Raw genomic sequence first — 16,565 nt, forward strand, 5'->3', positions numbered from 1 at the left:
TTTTGATTTATTCGTTACACGTTGGTCGGTAACTTGGCTTTTGCTTCGCTCAATTGCGTACGGACGGAGTCGAACCCTGTTCCGCCGTAGCTGTTGCGACGTTTGACGGCCGTCACCGGAGAGAGTGCCTCGTACACGTCCTGTTCAATCAATCCAGAGTGGGCATGATACGTTTCAATCGGCAGCTCCGCCAAATACAGACGATGATCGATACAGTAGCGGACGAGTGTCCCCGTCACTTCATGCGCCTCCCGGAAAGGCATGCCTTTCGCCGTCAAATAGTCGGCGAGCTCGGTTGCGTTCGAAAAATCGCGCTCGGTCGCTTGTTTCATCATGTCCGTGTGGAACGTCATGTCTTGAATCATGCCGGCCATGATGCTGAGGCTTCCTTGGAGCGTCTTGACGGTGTCAAACATGCCTTCCTTGTCTTCTTGCAGGTCTTTGTTATAGGCGAGCGGCAAGCCTTTCATGATGGTTAGCAGCCCCATCAGATTGCCGACGACCCGTCCCGACTTCCCGCGGACGAGTTCGGCCATGTCCGGGTTCTTCTTCTGAGGCATCATGCTCGATCCCGTTGAGAATACGTCAGAGATCGTGATGAACCGATACTCTTCACTGCTCCAAAGAATCAACTCCTCGCAGAACCGTGACAAGTGCATCATGAGGAGCGACGCGTTCGATAAAAATTCCAAGATGAAATCACGGTCGCTGACGGCGTCCAGGCTGTTCGGATACACGTTTGCGAAGCCAAGCAACTCGGCCGAACGATGGCGGTCGATCGGGAACGTCGTCCCGGCGAGAGCCCCGGCACCGAGCGGGCTCATGTCGATCCGTTTCAAGCTGTCACTGAAACGCTCCTTGTCGCGCTCGAGCATCCAGAAGTAAGCGAGCAAGTGATGGGCGAGCGACACCGGCTGGGCCCGTTGCAAGTGCGTATAGCCCGGCATGATCGACTCAACGTTTTGAGCGGCGTGGTCATAGAGTGCCGTCTGCACGGCTTCAATCCCTTCGATTGTCTCGAGGACGCGGCGCTTCAAATAGAGGTGCATATCGGTCGCGACCTGGTCGTTCCGGCTACGGGCCGTGTGCATCTTTCCAGCGACGGGCCCGATCTCTTCATGCAACAACGCCTCGAGGTTCATATGAATATCTTCATGGAAGACGTTGAACGTCAATTCGCTCGCTTGTGCCTTCTTGGCTAGCGTCTTCAGACCAGCGACGATTTGCGCGACTTCATCTGCTGTCAAAATATGTTGCTCCCCGAGCATCGTCACGTGGGCGATGCTCCCTTCGATATCTTCTAACACGAGCTGGGCGTCGAAATGAATCGAGGCCCCGAACTCGTCGACCCATTCACTGGCCGTCTGTTCGAACCGGCCGCCCCATAATTTACTCATGCACCATCGTTCCTTTCTCTGCGAGCACTTCCGCTTGCACTTTCGTCGGCAGCCCCCATAACTTGATGAAGCCTACGGCCGCTTGTTGGTCGAACGTGTCGGCTGACGTATATGTCGCGAGGTGCTCGTCATAGAGCGAGATTGGCGATTTCCGTCCGTCGACGATGGCTTGCCCTTTGAACAGTTTCATCCGGACCGTACCTGTCACCGTCTGTTGCGTCTCATCGATGAAGGCGAGGAGTGCTTTCGTCAATGGTGAGTACCATAAGCCATTATAAATCGTCTCTGTCAACTTCTGTTCGACGATCGGTTTAAAATGGGCGACTTCCCGGACGAGTGTGAGTGCCTCGAGCGCCTGGTGTGCGGTGATGAGCGTCATCGCACCCGGTGCCTCGTACACTTCCCGCGATTTGATGCCGACGACCCGGTTCTCGATATGGTCGATTTTCCCGATGCCGTGGGCCCCGGCGACGATATTCAACTGCTCAAGAATGGCTGTGAACGTCGCCGCTTGTCCATTGATGGCGACCGGTACACCGGCGTTGAATTCGATTTCGACATACGTCGGTTCGTTCGGTGTGTCTTCGAGTTGCGCCGTCAATTCGTAGGCACTCGCTGGTGGAGCGGCCCAAGGGTCCTCGAGGATACCGCATTCGACGGCCCGGCCCCAAATGTTTTGGTCGATCGAGAACGGTTCTTCTTGGACGATCGGGATTGGAATACCGTGCTCGGCCGCATAGGCAATCTCTTCTTCCCGCGACCATTTCCACTCCCGCACCGGGGCGATGATTTCAAGCGACGGGTCGAGCGCATGGATCGACACTTCGAACCGGACTTGGTCGTTCCCTTTCCCCGTGCATCCGTGAGCGACGGCGATGGCACCTTCGGCTTGTGCGACCTCGACTAGCTTCTTCGAGATGAGCGGGCGCGATAGGGCAGAGACGAGCGGATAGACGCCTTCATACATCGTATGTGCCTGCATCGAGTAACGGGCGAAATCGTTGACGAATTCATCGACCGCATCGATGACGACCGATTTGACGGCCCCGACTTTGAGTGCTTTCTGTTGAATGCGTTCCAAGTCTTTTCCTTCGCCGACGTTCAAACAGCAGGCGATGACGTCATACCCTTGTTCATCCAACCATTTGATTGCGACCGATGTATCAAGTCCACCTGAATAAGCTAATACGAGTTTTTGTTTCATTTCCTTACACCCCTTATACATAATTATTCATCTGTATTTATAAATATACGAATTACTCTAACGTATGCTTCGCCGTAAAGCAACCTTTTTGGCGAAAAAAAAAAGAATCACTTGTGAAAGTGATCCTTCATTGGACGATTTCGAGCTCTGGCATCCACTGCGACATATGTTGGCTCGTGGCCTCGAACAGCTCCGGCTTGGCCGACTGTAACGGGACGACCTCGAACGGACCGTCGGCACTTGTGCGGCGGGTGAACGTCGGATAGAACATCGGGTTGGCGAGTTCGAACGTCGTCTCATCCGCCTCGACCGTCTTGACGACATCGATGCCGACGATGCCACCTGTATTCCGGTCGTCCCCTTGTTGTCCGGACAGGAAGTTGCCGAGCGAGTAGGCGACGAACGTCCGATTGCCTTCGGCGCCATCCACCCAGGCGACCGGTTGGAGGACGTGGGGATGGTGGCCGATGATGAGATCGACCCCGAGGTCGGACAGTTGTTGGACGAGCGTCTGTTGCGCCTCGTTCGGGACCGTCTCGTATTCGTTCCCGAAATGAAGCGAGACAACCGTGATATCGGCCGCTTGCTCGGCCGCTTCGATTTCAGGGGTCATCGCCTCGAGATCAATGTAATTGACGTGATACGGTTGTTTCGGAACGACTCCATTCGTCCCGTACGTATAGGCGAGAAAGGCAAATGAGATGTCATTCTCGGTCAGCGTCCGAAGCTCGGACTTGTCCGCCTCCGATAAGAATGAACCGGTGTACGGCATGCCGATCTCGTTCCAGTGCGCGATTGAATTCTCGATGGCCGTGACACCCCGGTCGAGCGTATGGTTGTTCGCCGTCGTTACCAAGTCGACGCCAGCGTCTTGGAGCGCATCGCCGACCTCATACGGACTGTTGAAGGCGGGATAACTCGATAAACCGATTTCACTGCCCCCAATCATGCTCTCTTGGTTGGCGATGGCGATGTCGGCCTCGGTCAAAATCGGAGCGATCGGTTCGAAGGCGGCGGTGAAATCATAGCCGTCTCCGCGCTTGGCGGCATTATACACGCTGTCGTGCAATAAGATATCGCCAATCGCATAGAGCGACGTCGTCGTCACGACGGGTTCTGGCTCTTCAGGAACAGGGGCCGGGGCTTCCGCCTCCGCCTCGGTCTCTGGTGCCGGGGTCTCCGTTTGCTCCGTAGACGTCTCGACGTCAGCGGTCGCACAGCCGAACAGAAAGAGGAGAGGCAAGATCAACATGGCTTGTTTATACGGGATTACTCGTTTCAACGTACGAGTCACTTCCTTTCGTGTGATCCAAACTGGTCTACTCAAGTCATTCGCCATGGAAGAAGAATGTCCTTGTCAGGGCACAAGAAAAAAGTGCCAGGCTATAGTAGCATGGCACTCCGAGTGTTAAATCCGTTCTGTCTTCAAGATGTGTTCCATTTCCTCGAACTCGTTCGTGATCGTCGTGCTCGGTGGCGGTGTCAGCAAACTGACGACATAAATGGCGAGGCTCGACAAGAAGAAGGCTGGAATCATCTCATATAGCTCGCCGAAGGTCCCGAACCAATCGGCAGCAACGTTTTTCCAGACGATGACGATGAACGCACCGGTCAACATCCCGGCCAGCGCGCCTTGACGCGTCGTCCGTTTCCAGAACAGGCTGAACAGGATGAGTGGACCGAACGATGAGCCGAATCCGGCCCAGGCATATCCGACCAAGTTCAAAATCGTGTCATCCGCCCCGAACGCGAGCCAAATCGAAATGAGCGAGACGAGGATGACGGTAATCCGTCCGACCATGACGAGTTCGCGGTCGCCGGCGTCTTTGCGGAAGAACTTCTGATAGAAATCGGTCGTCGCCGCACTCGATGAGACGAGGAGCTGTGACGAGATCGTCGACATGATGGCTGCAAGCAAGGCTGCGAGCAACACACCGGTGATGAGATCAACGAACAACAAATCAGATAGATTGATGAATATATTTTCCGGATTGTCGATTTCTAGCCCACGCTGAGTATAGTAGGCGAGTCCGAACAATCCGGTCGCCATGGCCCCGACGACGGTGAACAACATCCACGAGATGCCGATGCGTCGTGCCTTCTTGATGTCTTGCAACTTCTCGATGGCCATAAAACGGACGATGATGTGTGGTTGCCCGAAATAACCGAGACCCCAAGCGAAGAGCGAGACGATGCCGATAAGCGACTGTCCTGTCAATGGGTCAAGTAGCGCCTCATCGATATCACCGATTGTCTGGAACGCGGCGCTCACCCCGTCAGTCGCCGTGATGGCGATAGCCGGTACAAGGATGAGGGCGAACAACATGATGAGTCCTTGGACAAAGTCGGTCCAACTGACGGCCAAGAAGCCGCCAATGAACGTATACAAAATGATAATCGAAGCCAAAATCAAGACACCGGTCCCGAAATTGATATCAAAGACCGCTTCAAACAAGCGACCGCCGGCCACGAACCCGCTCGTGGCGTAGAGCGTGAAGAAGACGAGTGTGACGGCCGCAGAGAATGTCCGCAGCGTCCCACGCGAATCCTTAAAACGTTTCTCAAAGAAATCTGGTATCGTGATGGCATCCTCTGACAAATAAGAATAAGTCCGTAAACGAGGTGCGACGAGCAACCAGTTCAAGTAAGCACCGATCGTCAACCCGATGACGATCCATCCGCTCGAGAGTCCGGTCGCGAACATCGCCCCCGGCAAGCCCATCAATAGCCAACCACTCATATCGGAAGCACCGGCCGACAAAGCCGCTACGGCCGGACCAAGGCCGCGTCCTCCGAGCATATAGTCGCCGATGCTCTCAGTCCGCCGATAGGCGATGACACCGAGTAACACCATGAGCGCCATATACACTGTAATCGAAATCAATACACCGTTCATACAACATCCCCCTCATTCATAATGAAAACGCTTTCAAAATCTATGGATTGCACCATGACAAAATTTTGTCACAAAAATGAATGAAGTGCACGATTTTGTTTAGGGATTGACCAAATAATCAAATTATTTGGCGAAGCAAGAGGTGAGATGGTCGTTGATGAGGCCCGTCGCTTGCAGGTGGGCATAGACGGTCGTCGGTCCCAAAAATTTGAAACCGCGGCGCTTCAAGTCTTTGCTCACTTGGTGGGACAGTTCGGTCGTGGCTGGGATGTCGTCGGTCGATGCCCACTCGTTGTGAATCACCGTGTTGTCGACGAATGACCAAATGTAGGCATCGAACGACCCGAACTCTTGTTGAATCTCGATGAATCGCTTGGCGTTGTTGATGGATGCCTCGATTTTACGACGGTTTCGGACGAGACCAGGATTGGTCATCAATCGTTCCACATCCGTCTCGTCGAACGAGGCGACGGTCACGACATCAAAATTGGCATAGGCGTCCCGATAATTTTCGCGTTTCCGTAAGATGGTGATCCAGCTGAGTCCAGCCTGGGCGCTCTCGAGCGTCAAACATTCGAAATGCTTTACATCATCATGGACGGGCTTGCCCCATTCTTCATCGTGATAACGAACGTACAACGGGTCGGTGCCGCACCATGGGCAACGCGTTATTTCAGTCATGTCATGTCCTCACTTTCCTTCTAATGCTTCATTTTAACATGTTGCGACGGTTTTTGACCGGACGTGACGGGTATAGTAGGAACTATTGGAGGGTGAAGCAAATGAGAGACTGGATGATCCAGGTCATTGAACAGTTCGGTTATTTTGGTATCGCGTTCATGATCTTCATTGAGAACGTGTTCCCACCGATTCCTTCGGAGGTCGTGCTCTTATTCGGCGGTTTTTTCGCCGTGAAGACCGATTTGATCGTCCCGCTCGTCATCTTCGCAGCGACGGCAGGCGCCATCCTAGGAGCGGTCCTATTGTACGGCATCGGACTGTATCTAGACGTCGAGCAGATTGAGAAGTGGACGAAACGGTACGGAAAATGGATTCGACTCGACATCGCCGACGTGCACCGTGCCGACGCCTGGTTCGATAAATACGGGGGATGGATGGTGTTCTTCGGCCGCTTGATGCCCGTCGTCAGGAGTTTGATTTCCATCCCGGCCGGTATGTCGAATATGCCGTTCTTGAAATTTTTGTTGCTCAGTACAGCGGGGACGGTGATTTGGAATACGATCCTCATCTATATCGGCATCCGCGTCGGCGAGAATTGGGAGTCGATTTTGAGCTATTTAGATGTATATTCGTATGTCATTTACGGTATTTTGCTAATCGGAGTCATCGCCTTTTTCATCTGGCGCAAAAAGCGGAAGAAGAAACAAGCCAAACAAGCCTCTTCATTTTAAACGACAAGGACCGATCTTCGTGTGAAGATCGGTCCTGTGTATCTTATATTATTTGTTTGAATCATCCTTGTTCTCATCAGGTAAAACTTTTTCCAGTTTTTCTTCCGTCTTAGCGGCTAAAATTTCAGAGAAGCGGAACAAGACGATTCCGATGATGGCCGAGACGAAAATATATAGTCCGACGAACAAGTTGATCGCCCCGTTTGATAAGGCGGTGAAGAGAATCGAGAACTCCCCGCGTGGAGCGAGCGAGAAACCGGCCTCGTTGGCCTGAACTCTTGTCAGGCCATACATGCGGCCGCCGACGCGGCCGACAATCCATTTCGATAAGACGCCCCAGACGATCAAGACGAAGAAGAGCGTGTTGACGATGACGCCTTGTTCCAGGTTGATCGAAATCCCGAACGAGATGAAGAAGATTGGCAAAAACAAGTCGCGGACGGGGACCGTCAACCGTTTCAACGGGCGGACATCGTGAATGCCTGCGAGCATGATGCCGGCGATGAACGCCCCGAGAATCTCGGACAGTCCGAACACCATCCCGATTCCGGCGAAAAAGAGAATCAAGCCAATCAGGCCGATGCTCGCATCGTCTTGCCGCAGCAGATGTTTGGCGATTTTCGGTTGTTTCTTGACGAAACGCGATCCGATAAAGAGTAACACACCGAAGATGAGGAAGCCGGCGAACACTTTCCCGATATCAGACACCTCGATCGGCTCATCTTGGATGATGAACGGGGCGACGGTCAAGATGAGCGGGGCGAAGATATCTTCAAAAATGAGAAGCGCCAAGACGAACTCTTTCACATCTTCATGTTTATCTGCATGCCGCTCAAGCATACGCGCGGAAATCGACGAGCTCGTCGCAAACAAGACGGCACCGATTAAAAAAGACTGGGAAAAATCGAGTCCGAACAATAGGGCAATCCCAATCGTGACCCCAAAAGCGAGCACGATGTCCAGGACACCTGCCTTCCACACCAGCTTGAGACGCTTCATCAACTCTCCGAGCGGAAACTTCAAACCGAGTAAAAAGAATAACAGGATAATCCCGATTTCGCCGGCGATTTTAAAGACCTCGTTTCCGCCCCAGAAGAAGCCGACGGCGACGCCGATGGCGATAAAGGCAAGAATACTTGGAAAGAACAATCGTTCGATGATCAGACTGAGTACGGAGATGACGGCTAGCGCTAGACCGAGCAGGACGATCATATTCAGTTCCATACGTCACCTCCTATATAGGGAACGCGTACCCGTCGACGAATTATTCTCGATTCCATTGGTATTCCATCCCGACCGATTCCGGGCGCGAATAGTCAAAGCCGAATTGACGGTACAGTCCGTCGGCCGGGATATCCGCAATCAGGCTGATGATGGCCGTCTCGTCGGCTTCATGTAAAATCCAGTCCATTAACTGCTCCACGATCAATTTTCCGAGCCCGAGCCCCTGACAATCCGGGTCGACGACGATATCGACAAGGTGGAACACCATTCCGCCGTCGCCGACGACGCGGCCCATCCCGACCATGTGATCATCTTTATATAGACAGACGCCATATAACGTATTGGCCAGTCCTTTCACCGTCCCCGAGTCGGAACGTTTCGGCATCCCGGCGATGACGCGAAGGCGCTGATGTTCCTCCGGTGTCGGTGTCTCGATTCGTACTTCCACTTCATTGACCATATCGCTACTTCCTCTCTGTGCATAGGTTAAAATTATTTTCCCGCTATATTGAATCGGTAAACCTTGATTTCCACTTCATGTTATTCAGATAATGAAGACATGATTGACAGAAAGGGACGTGTCCATATGATAGAAGGTCAAACCATTTTACCCGCCTTACGCGATATGCGGGACCTCGAGAAGTTTGTGACGGGACCGTTCCGTGTCGGTGTGTTGCTCGAAGTGCACGTCGCCCGGCTCGATGCCGTGTTTCAATTATTGGCGGCCCACGACAAACACGTCTTCGTTCATCTTGACTTGATTCAAGGCTTGAAGGCAGATGAATATGCGACCGAGTATATTTGTCAGACGTATCGTCCGTACGGTATCATCTCGACGAAAGGCAGCGTCATTTTAAAAGCGAAGCAAAAACAAGTCAAAACGGTCCAGCGCCTGTTTTTAATCGATTCGAGCTCGCTTGAGCGTAGCTATCGCCTCATTAAACGGACGCAACCGGACTATATTGAAGTGTTGCCGGGCCTCGTCCCGAAATATATTAGGGCCGTGAAAGCGGAGACGGGAATCCCAGTCTTCGCCGGTGGATTGATTTCGTCGACTGAAGAAGTCGAGGCCGCCCTCGAAGCTGGTGCGACGGTCGTGACGACGTCTGACCAACGACTCTGGACGAACGGGTAGGACTCGTTTCTATCGAATCCGGGTATGTGAGTCTCCAGGAGGGATGTATATGAAACAGATTATGATTATCACTGGCGTCAGCCAAGGCATCGGCTATGAATTGGCACGTCATTTTCGCGACACGTATCACGTCATCGGACTCGATAAAGGGGACGACCCACAGTTGGATGGCGTGACATTCCATGAGATGGATTTGGGTGACCATGAGGCGATCGCTCGCGTGTTCGCCGACATTCAGCGCCAAGTCGGTGTTGCCCATGTACTCATCAACAACGGTGGCGTCTCATCACTCGTCAAACCGATGACCGAACTTGACGTCGAGACGTTCAAACAAGTGATTGATGTCAACCTGGTCGGAACGTTCGCTTGTGCCAAAGCGTTCTTGACGTTGAACGAGGGAGCCGGATACGGGCGCATCATCAATCTGGCCTCTACGCGCTCGCTTCAAAACGAACCCGATTGGGAAGCGTATGGCGCGTCAAAAGGTGGCATCGTGTCATTGACCCAATCGATGGCGGTCTCGCTCGCGGAGCGTCCGATTACGGTGAATGCGATCAGTCCCGGCTGGATTCACACCTCGGACGAGTCGCTCCGTGACATCGATCATGCGCAACATCCGTCGGGCCGGGTCGGCAAACCGGACGATATCGTCCGCGCAGTCGCTTATTTGATTGATGAACAGAACGATTTCGTCAACGGGCAAAACCTCGTCGTCGACGGCGGGATGACGAAGAAGATGATTTATGAGCCGTAAACGAAAAAATGGGACCATTACCCTATGTTTTAACACGCGAAATGAGTAGATGGGACTAGGCATGGGTAAAGGATGGGGACGCTCTATGAACCCATCGAAGGAGGAATCGCCGTGCACCAGTTGATTGAAGAGGCGCTCCGATTCGCGGCCGTCCGGCACGACGGACAGTTTCGAAAAGGAACGAATATTCCCTACGTGACCCATCCCGTCGCCGTGTCCATGTTGCTCGTCGAAGACCGGCAACCGGTCCCGGTCGTGGCCGCCGGCCTGCTCCATGATTTGCTTGAAGACACGTTGACGACCCCCGAAGAGATCGAGGAACGGTTCGGAAGTGAAGTGAGACGACTCGTTGAAGCGGTGTCCGAACCCGGGAAGCACCTTTCATGGGAAGAACGGAAACGGATGACGATTCAGCACGTGCAGACGATGCAGTACGATGAAGTGGCGCTCTTGGCGGCGGACAAGATACATAATCTTCGTTCGATTCGACTCGACGTTGAGTCTGCCGGTAAACAAGTATGGGATCGCTTCAGACGCCCACTCCGCGACCAGTCGTGGTACTATCACGAGTTGCTCCAAGCGTTCAAACCGTTCAGTCAGACGACGACGCTCATCGAGTCGTTCGAGACCGAGCTGAATTTGTTGTTTTATGGGATCTCCGACGAACGGTCCGACAAGCTCGGGAAATTGTTCAATGTCATTCAGCATGGCTTCCATGAAGAGGACTGGCTCCAAGAGACGTCGACGCTCTGTCAGACCGCCTATGAGTTGAATGAGACGATGCGCGAAGGCTATCGACAAGGCACGGACGTCAATCAACCGGAGCTTGATGGCTTGTCCGCACAATTGAAAAAAGCAGGGCTATGGGAACGTTTACCGCTCCCGATGCTCCAAGCGATTGATGAACTGTCCTACCGGACGGCGATGCCAGTCGATGACGTCGTCGCCCATTTAAGGTTCAATTGATTGTCAAATGACCTTCAACGTGATATATTCGTCGTGAACATAAGAGGGGGAGTAGCGACCACAACCGTGGTCGGTGGGTCGTCATTACGGTGCAATGCACTCGGTCCACCGAGCTTCTTACCAAGTCCGCAAGACCTTTTTATGGATGCTTTTTTGGCGTCCATAAAGAGGTCTTTTTGAATTCATGAAAAAGGGGAGACTTATTCAAATGGTATTTATTTATTTCATCTTGGCCGCAGCCATCACCGTTTACGCTGCCATGAAACTCTCGACTTACGCTGACGTCATCAGTGAGAAGTCGACGATGAGCGGGATGCTCGTCGGGACGGTATTGCTGGCCGGTGCGACATCGCTGCCGGAAGTGACGACGAGCGTCTCGGCCGTCATGATCAACAACCCGGATATCGCCATCGGGAACATGCTCGGATCGAACTTGTTCAACATTTTCATCTTGGCGATGTTCGATCTCTTCTATCGTCAGAAACGCTTGTTCAATGAAGCGAGCCGAGATCATCTCTATACGGCCGGTCTCGGGCTCATGTTGACGCTCGTCACGATGATTGCTCTCATCGTGCGCATCGATTTCACGGTTCTCGGCATCGGAATCGACGCCTTATTGATCGCGGCATTGTACGGGATTGGGATTTACTATATCGGAAAACGTCCGCAACAACCTGCCGTCGAGCGTGAGGCTGCCCACGAGACGGTACAAGAAGTCGGCGCGAGTGCGACGAGCTCGATCACGGTCAAACGTGCAGTCATCGGCTTCATCATCGCCGCGCTCGTCATCATGGCGGCCGGAACGGCGCTATCGGTGTTAGGTGATCAAATCGCCGTCGTCACCGGCCTCGGTTCGAGCTTCGTCGGCAGCTTCTTGATTGCCGCGACGACCTCGCTCCCGGAAGCAGTGGCTGTCTTCGTCGCCTTGAAGCTTGGAAACGTCAACTTGGCGTTCGGTTCGATTTTGGGGAGCAACATCTTCAACATGCTCATCATCGCCATGTCTGACGTATTTTACCAAAACGGCTCGATTTTGGCCGACGTAGCTGCGTCTCACTTGGTGACGGCAATCGGAATCACGATTTTGTCGGTGTTGGTCATGTACACGCTTCTTCGCAAAGATGTGACGTCGAAACTGCGTTACATCTTGCCATCGGCGCTTGTCGTGCTCGTCTACTTTGCTTCGTCTTACTTCATCTTCATCGGTTAATCTGGCACGGTGTCCTCCGAGACACCGTGTTTTTTTGTTTACCGCGGTCCGAGGAATCACTTTTCATCGTCTTGGGTATAGAAGGAGGGAAGGAGGGGTGGCGATGCAAATGCATTCCGTAGAACGTTTAGATGAGTATGTCGTTTTAATCCCAGCCTATAATCCGGATCAAGCGCTCGTCACACTTGTGCGCGAGCTGAAAGAGACGGGATTTGTCCATGTCATCGTCGTGAACGATGGGAGTGTCGAGACATCCCAAACTGTCTTCGATGAGGTCGGGAAGTGGGTGACGACTGTTCTCGTCCATGAATGGAATCAAGGCAAGGGTGCGGCGTTGAAGACGGGGATTCGTCACGTCGTCGAACGATTCCCCGGTACGCATGGTGTCATCACCGTCGATGCGGACGGACAACATCTGCCGGAGGATGTAAAAAGCTTGTATGAAGCAGGGGTTCAACGGCCGCACCATCTGGTCATGGGCTGTCGTGATTTTTCTGGTGCGCATATTCCGTTCCGAAGCCGATTCGGGAACCAGATGACACGTGGTGTCATGCTCGTCGGCAGCGGGCTTCGACTGAAAGACACCCAGACCGGTCTGCGGGCCGTTCCGTTGCGCTATGCGGAACAGTTGCTCGACGTGCCCGGGAACCGCTATGAGTTCGAGATGAACATGTTGACGTTCACGAAACGTTGGCAAGTCCCGATTCAACAGATTCCGATTCAAACCGTGTATGTGGCCGAGAACGCCTCATCCCATTTTCGCCCGGTCATCGACTCGATTCTGATTTATCGCATGTTTTTAGCCTATTCGTTATCCTCGGTCGCCTCATTTTTATTAGATATCGGCGCCTATGCCTTGTTCATTTTTTTATTGAATCCGTGGTTTGAGACGACCCATGTCTTGATTGCGACGGTATTGGCCCGCATCATCTCGTCCTTATTCAATTACGTGGTGAATCGAAAAGTCGTATTCGACTCGAAAGCGAGACGGGCGATGCCGAAATACTTCGGTCTCGTCGGCTTGCAGATGGCGTTGTCGGCCGGTCTCGTCTATGTATTGTTCCTGTTGTTTCGGGACGGGGAAGTGTGGATTAAAGTGCTCGTCGACAGCCTTTTGTTCGTCGTCAGTTATTACGTCCAAAAAAGATGGATCTTTAAACGGTGACAGGCCAAGACGATTGTCTTGGCCTGTCTGGCATGCTTATGGGTCAATAGGCGAGCTTCCCGAGCTTGACCGATGTATAGCGGTGCAGTTCACGCGGGTCATGAATCCCGGTCTTCTGCATCATATCGCGCATAAGCAACGCGCAGACACGGGCATCTTCAGCCGCATCGTGATGGATGAACGGGACGTTCAAATATTCCGCCATCGTGTTCAGCTTGTGATTCGGCAGTCCAGGATACAGTTTTCGCGACAGCTTGACGGTACAGCCGTACTCGATCGTCGGAAACGTATATAAATCATATTTGGCGATCGCTTTCTTGAAAGCGCCCATATCGAATGAGGCGTTGTGCGCCATGACGAGGTCGACATCCCGCAGCGTCGGATAGAGCTGTTCAAGCACCTCGGGTAAGGCTGGGGCGTCCCAGACGTCGCTCGGCCGGATGCCGTGGACGCGGATATTGCCTGCGTCAAAGTCTTCTTCTGGATTGACGAGTAGTTGGTTCGTCTCGATGATTTCACCGTCGACGAGTAGGCTCCAGCCGACAGAGCAGATGCTGCGACTATCGCGGTTGGCCGTCTCGACGTCGATGGCAAGAATTGAATGTGACATAATCGGTCCCTTTCTCATAAAACAAGTATAAAAAAAGTCTAACATATCGTTAGACTAAAAAGCGATTATGCGGCCACGAGGTTGCGACACGCCTCGGCACAGCGGAGACACGCTTCGGAACAACGTTGGCAATGGTCATGCAAATGGCGGCCACATTCGACGGCGCACGTGTCGCACACCTGGGCGCAGAGTGCAGCAATCGGTTTGGTGAAAGCCGAATCGGTCTCGAGCGCGTTCAAGGCGAGCGCACACACTTCCGAACATTCTTTCGTCAGCCGGATACACTCGGCGACCATCAATAAATCCTCTTCTTGTAAACATTTTGAGAAACAGTGATTGCTTGCCCGCATACAGTCGATGACGGCTAAAATGGTCTCTTCGACAGAGGCACGATCCATAGTAAGTCCCCCTTAGAATAATGATGTCTTACAATCATTACCCGCTACCAGGTGACTTAAACCGGGCGGAGACGCAAAAAAGTCACCCCTCAAATGAGTGGTGACTTCCATAATGGAGCATAGCGGGCTCGAACCGCTGACCTCCACGCTGCCAGCGTGGCGCTCTCCCAGCTGAGCTAATGCCCCGTTCGAAAATTATTATATCATCCTAGTAAAACATTTGGCAATGGGTATTTTTAAATTTTTTTGAACAAAGTTTAATCGAGCGTAAACGTGGGAAAATCATGGGTAATGTTATTCTACGAAAGCAGGTGTTATCTATGGAAATGATTTTACTCGCACTCTTACCTGCCTTGATGTGGGGGAGTATCCCACTCATCGTCTCGAAAGTCGGCGGCAAGCCGATTCAACAGTTAATCGGGACGACGATTGGGGCGATGGTGATGGCGGTCATCATCGCACTCGTCTTCAATCCGGAGTTCACGACGCTCGCAATCGTGACCGGCTTCATCTCTGGTGTGTTCTGGGCACTCGGGCAATATTTACAGTTCCAGTCGTTTCAAATTTTAAGTGTATCGAAAGCGATGCCGATCAGCACTGGGATGCAACTCGTCGGGACGTCGTTGTTCGGGGTCATCGTGCTCGGAGATTGGAAGACGACGACCGAGTTGTGGCTCGGCTTTTCTGCGCTCGTGTTGATTATCATCGGGGCGGCACTGACGTCATACCAACAACAAAAAGATGGCGATAGCAGCGGCGCCTTGAAGAAAGGTTTGCTCGTCCTGCTCGTGTCGAGTATCGGTTATGTGACGTATGCCGTCCTGACGAACTATTTCGAGGTCGACGGCATCACGGCCATCTTGCCGCAATCGGTCGGGATGTTCATCGCGGCGCTATTGTTCAGCCTGCGTGAGAAAGATGTGAAGAAGTTCGACCCGAAGACGTTCAAAAACATTTTGGCCGGTCTCGCTTGGGGGATCGGGAACTTCGGGCTGTTCGTGTCAAGCGGTGAGGTCGGCATCGCGACGTCGTTCGCCTTGTCCCAATTGAACGTCGTCGTGGCGACGCTCGGCGGGATTTATCTATTGAAAGAAGAGAAGACGACGAAAGAACGGGTCTTCGTCTTTATGGGAATCGGGCTCATCGTCGTGGCCGGATTCATGCTCGGGATTGCCAAGAGCTAAAAAGACGGGTCAGACGACCCGTCTTTTGTTTACCAGGCTTGCTCGATGAATGCGTCGCGCCCAGATTTCTTCCGGTCCTCTTTATAGTGGGCCGGATTTTTTTTATGGAAGTCTTGATGATATTCCTCGGCCGGATAGAACGTGTCGGCCGGTAGAATCTTCGTGACAATCGGCTGTTTGAAGCGTCCGCTCGCCGCGAGCGCGTCGCGACTCTGTTCTGCTTTCACGCGTTGGTCTTCCGTATGATAGAAGATGGCCGGCGCATATTGGCTGCCGCGGTCTTGGAACTGGCCGCCGTCATCGGTCGGGTCGGTTTGAATCCAATATAGTTCGAGCAGTCGTTCATAAGCGAATAGCGTCGGGTCGAACGTGATCTCGACGACCTCATAGTGTCCCGTCGTCCCTGTTTTCACTTGTTCATACGTCGGGTCATCGACGTGACCTCCCGTATAACCGGATACGATTGACTCGATGCCAGGTTGTTCCTCGAACGGCGTCACCATGCACCAAAAACAGCCGCCTGCGAATGTTGCTTTTTCCATTAGTAATTCCCCCTCGATCAATTTCCAAAAAAAAGCGCTCATGTCATCGACATGAGCGCTCTGTCATATCGGCCAAGGCAAACTGCCTTGCTGGAAGTAGCACCTTGCCGAAGCAGGTTGCTGTGAAGTCATAGAGCCAGGTCTCTCGTTCACTCGAGATATCGATATGTAGTTGGTGAGAGCATCATACCATCAGATTTGAAGCGGCGTCAACGGTTTGGTTTGCGTCGAAGTTGGACCAAGGTGGTGCCGAGAATCAAGATGACGAGGACGATGGAGAGCGGTAGCGTATACGGAGCGTCCCCGGCATATAGCTGTAAGAAGAACAAGGCAAAGACGGACAATAAGACGAGTACGTACGAACGGTTCATAGTAACCTCCCTTTTCTTTCAGTGTACCAAGTTACATATTCGTTGGCGAACGAAAACAGGAAATCATGTGGCGATAGCGAATACCATCGAGTGACCA

The 16,565-nt window shown here is 52.7% G+C and carries 18 protein-coding genes, 1 tRNA gene and 1 riboswitch; of the genes, 7 read left to right on the top strand and 12 right to left on the bottom strand.

What is annotated here, in order from left to right:
* Nucleotides 1-14: 14 nt before the first annotated feature.
* The 5 genes from argH to KNP84_RS10685 form a co-directional block, all read right to left on the bottom strand.
* On the bottom strand, nucleotides 15-1,397 hold the full coding sequence (gene argH, locus KNP84_RS10665; protein WP_214835094.1) for an argininosuccinate lyase: 1,383 nt from the start codon (nucleotides 1,395-1,397) through the stop codon (nucleotides 15-17).
* A complete protein-coding gene (locus tag KNP84_RS10670; protein ID WP_029595378.1) occupies nucleotides 1,390-2,601 on the bottom strand; it encodes an argininosuccinate synthase in 1,212 nt (403 codons plus the stop codon). Before KNP84_RS10670 ends, argH begins: the two co-directional genes overlap by 8 nt.
* A 127-nt stretch (nucleotides 2,602-2,728) precedes the next feature.
* Nucleotides 2,729-3,883, bottom strand: a complete 1,155-nt coding sequence (locus KNP84_RS10675) for a CapA family protein (RefSeq protein WP_251131217.1) — start codon at nucleotides 3,881-3,883, stop codon at nucleotides 2,729-2,731.
* A 126-nt stretch (nucleotides 3,884-4,009) separates the two neighbouring features.
* Nucleotides 4,010-5,497 carry a sodium/proline symporter PutP gene (gene putP / locus KNP84_RS10680; protein WP_029595380.1) on the bottom strand — a complete coding sequence of 496 codons (1,488 nt, stop codon included), beginning with the start codon at nucleotides 5,495-5,497 and terminating at the stop codon, nucleotides 4,010-4,012.
* 123 nt (nucleotides 5,498-5,620) lie between these two features.
* Nucleotides 5,621-6,178, bottom strand: coding sequence for a DNA-3-methyladenine glycosylase I (locus KNP84_RS10685; RefSeq protein WP_198922696.1), 558 nt, complete (start codon nucleotides 6,176-6,178; stop codon nucleotides 5,621-5,623).
* A gap of 101 nt (nucleotides 6,179-6,279) precedes the next feature.
* Between KNP84_RS10685 and KNP84_RS10690 the strand changes: the two genes are divergently transcribed.
* Entirely contained in the window at nucleotides 6,280-6,909 is a 630-nt protein-coding gene (locus tag KNP84_RS10690; RefSeq protein WP_029595382.1) for a DedA family protein, read from the top strand.
* A gap of 48 nt (nucleotides 6,910-6,957) precedes the next feature.
* On the opposite strand, the gene KNP84_RS10695 is transcribed toward KNP84_RS10690, so the two are convergent.
* Together KNP84_RS10695 and KNP84_RS10700 are read right to left on the bottom strand one after the other, a co-directional pair.
* Nucleotides 6,958-8,133: a cation:proton antiporter gene (locus KNP84_RS10695; protein WP_215114775.1), complete on the bottom strand. Its 1,176-nt coding sequence runs from the start codon at nucleotides 8,131-8,133 to the stop codon at nucleotides 6,958-6,960.
* Between the two features lie 40 nt (nucleotides 8,134-8,173).
* Nucleotides 8,174-8,593, bottom strand: coding sequence for a GNAT family N-acetyltransferase (locus KNP84_RS10700; RefSeq protein WP_215114776.1), 420 nt, complete (start codon nucleotides 8,591-8,593; stop codon nucleotides 8,174-8,176).
* A gap of 126 nt (nucleotides 8,594-8,719) precedes the next feature.
* Between KNP84_RS10700 and KNP84_RS10705 the strand changes: the two genes are divergently transcribed.
* The 5 genes from KNP84_RS10705 to KNP84_RS10725 all read left to right on the top strand — a co-directional run bounded on the left by KNP84_RS10705 (nucleotide 8,720) and on the right by KNP84_RS10725 (nucleotide 13,363).
* On the top strand, nucleotides 8,720-9,268 hold the full coding sequence (locus tag KNP84_RS10705; RefSeq protein ID WP_215114777.1) for a glycerol-3-phosphate responsive antiterminator: 549 nt from the start codon (nucleotides 8,720-8,722) through the stop codon (nucleotides 9,266-9,268).
* Nucleotides 9,269-9,317: 49 nt separating this feature from the next.
* A complete protein-coding gene (locus tag KNP84_RS10710; RefSeq protein WP_215114778.1) occupies nucleotides 9,318-10,022 on the top strand; it encodes an SDR family NAD(P)-dependent oxidoreductase in 705 nt (234 codons plus the stop codon).
* Between the two features lie 72 nt (nucleotides 10,023-10,094).
* Nucleotides 10,095-10,988, top strand: coding sequence for an HD domain-containing protein (locus KNP84_RS10715; RefSeq protein WP_215114779.1), 894 nt, complete (start codon nucleotides 10,095-10,097; stop codon nucleotides 10,986-10,988).
* 208 nt (nucleotides 10,989-11,196) lie between these two features.
* Nucleotides 11,197-12,198, top strand: coding sequence for a sodium:calcium antiporter (locus tag KNP84_RS10720; protein WP_215114780.1), 1,002 nt, complete (start codon nucleotides 11,197-11,199; stop codon nucleotides 12,196-12,198).
* A gap of 103 nt (nucleotides 12,199-12,301) precedes the next feature.
* The gene (locus KNP84_RS10725) at nucleotides 12,302-13,363 is read left to right on the top strand and encodes a bifunctional glycosyltransferase family 2/GtrA family protein (RefSeq protein WP_215114781.1); all 1,062 of its coding nucleotides are present in this window, start codon (nucleotides 12,302-12,304) and stop codon (nucleotides 13,361-13,363) included.
* Nucleotides 13,364-13,406: 43 nt separating this feature from the next.
* On the opposite strand, the gene KNP84_RS10730 is transcribed toward KNP84_RS10725, so the two are convergent.
* The 3 genes from KNP84_RS10730 to KNP84_RS10740 form a co-directional block, all read right to left on the bottom strand.
* The gene (locus tag KNP84_RS10730; RefSeq protein WP_131435170.1) at nucleotides 13,407-13,973 is read right to left on the bottom strand and encodes a 3'-5' exonuclease; all 567 of its coding nucleotides are present in this window, start codon (nucleotides 13,971-13,973) and stop codon (nucleotides 13,407-13,409) included.
* Nucleotides 13,974-14,038: 65 nt separating this feature from the next.
* On the bottom strand, nucleotides 14,039-14,371 hold the full coding sequence (locus KNP84_RS10735) for a four-helix bundle copper-binding protein (RefSeq protein WP_021067537.1): 333 nt from the start codon (nucleotides 14,369-14,371) through the stop codon (nucleotides 14,039-14,041).
* Between the two features lie 113 nt (nucleotides 14,372-14,484).
* Nucleotides 14,485-14,557: transfer RNA gene (locus KNP84_RS10740), tRNA-Ala, on the bottom strand.
* Between the two features lie 134 nt (nucleotides 14,558-14,691).
* Here KNP84_RS10740 and KNP84_RS10745 point away from each other — a divergent pair.
* Entirely contained in the window at nucleotides 14,692-15,555 is an 864-nt protein-coding gene (locus tag KNP84_RS10745; protein ID WP_021067536.1) for a GRP family sugar transporter, read from the top strand.
* 29 nt (nucleotides 15,556-15,584) lie between these two features.
* Here KNP84_RS10745 and msrA read toward each other — a convergent pair whose 3' ends face one another.
* Nucleotides 15,585-16,097: a peptide-methionine (S)-S-oxide reductase MsrA gene (msrA, locus tag KNP84_RS10750; protein WP_021067535.1), complete on the bottom strand. Its 513-nt coding sequence runs from the start codon at nucleotides 16,095-16,097 to the stop codon at nucleotides 15,585-15,587.
* Nucleotides 16,098-16,160: 63 nt separating this feature from the next.
* Nucleotides 16,161-16,262: riboswitch (SAM riboswitch) on the bottom strand.
* Nucleotides 16,263-16,306: 44 nt separating this feature from the next.
* Nucleotides 16,307-16,468: a hypothetical protein gene (locus KNP84_RS10755; protein WP_214837806.1), complete on the bottom strand. Its 162-nt coding sequence runs from the start codon at nucleotides 16,466-16,468 to the stop codon at nucleotides 16,307-16,309.
* Between the last annotated feature and the right edge of the window lie 97 nt (nucleotides 16,469-16,565).

Source organism: Exiguobacterium sp. s70, from assembly GCF_018618315.1.
GTDB classification, from domain to species: Bacteria; Bacillota; Bacilli; order Exiguobacteriales; family Exiguobacteriaceae; genus Exiguobacterium; species Exiguobacterium chiriqhucha.

Excerpts from the sequence above, each read along its gene's own strand:
- argH (WP_214835094.1), bottom strand. The coding sequence starts at position 1,397 with ATGAGTAAATTATGGGGCGGCCGGTTCGAACAGACGGCCAGTGAATGG.
- KNP84_RS10670 (WP_029595378.1), bottom strand. The coding sequence starts at position 2,601 with ATGAAACAAAAACTCGTATTAGCTTATTCAGGTGGACTTGATACATCG.
- putP (WP_029595380.1), bottom strand. The coding sequence starts at position 5,497 with ATGAACGGTGTATTGATTTCGATTACAGTGTATATGGCGCTCATGGTG.
- KNP84_RS10685 (WP_198922696.1), bottom strand. The coding sequence starts at position 6,178 with ATGACTGAAATAACGCGTTGCCCATGGTGCGGCACCGACCCGTTGTAC.
- KNP84_RS10690 (WP_029595382.1), top strand. The coding sequence starts at position 6,280 with ATGAGAGACTGGATGATCCAGGTCATTGAACAGTTCGGTTATTTTGGT.
- KNP84_RS10695 (WP_215114775.1), bottom strand. The coding sequence starts at position 8,133 with ATGGAACTGAATATGATCGTCCTGCTCGGTCTAGCGCTAGCCGTCATC.
- KNP84_RS10700 (WP_215114776.1), bottom strand. The coding sequence starts at position 8,593 with ATGGTCAATGAAGTGGAAGTACGAATCGAGACACCGACACCGGAGGAA.
- KNP84_RS10705 (WP_215114777.1), top strand. The coding sequence starts at position 8,720 with ATGATAGAAGGTCAAACCATTTTACCCGCCTTACGCGATATGCGGGAC.
- KNP84_RS10710 (WP_215114778.1), top strand. The coding sequence starts at position 9,318 with ATGAAACAGATTATGATTATCACTGGCGTCAGCCAAGGCATCGGCTAT.
- KNP84_RS10715 (WP_215114779.1), top strand. The coding sequence starts at position 10,095 with ATGGGGACGCTCTATGAACCCATCGAAGGAGGAATCGCCGTGCACCAG.
- KNP84_RS10720 (WP_215114780.1), top strand. The coding sequence starts at position 11,197 with ATGGTATTTATTTATTTCATCTTGGCCGCAGCCATCACCGTTTACGCT.
- KNP84_RS10725 (WP_215114781.1), top strand. The coding sequence starts at position 12,302 with ATGCAAATGCATTCCGTAGAACGTTTAGATGAGTATGTCGTTTTAATC.
- KNP84_RS10730 (WP_131435170.1), bottom strand. The coding sequence starts at position 13,973 with ATGTCACATTCAATTCTTGCCATCGACGTCGAGACGGCCAACCGCGAT.
- KNP84_RS10735 (WP_021067537.1), bottom strand. The coding sequence starts at position 14,371 with ATGGATCGTGCCTCTGTCGAAGAGACCATTTTAGCCGTCATCGACTGT.
- KNP84_RS10745 (WP_021067536.1), top strand. The coding sequence starts at position 14,692 with ATGGAAATGATTTTACTCGCACTCTTACCTGCCTTGATGTGGGGGAGT.
- msrA (WP_021067535.1), bottom strand. The coding sequence starts at position 16,097 with ATGGAAAAAGCAACATTCGCAGGCGGCTGTTTTTGGTGCATGGTGACG.
- KNP84_RS10755 (WP_214837806.1), bottom strand. The coding sequence starts at position 16,468 with ATGAACCGTTCGTACGTACTCGTCTTATTGTCCGTCTTTGCCTTGTTC.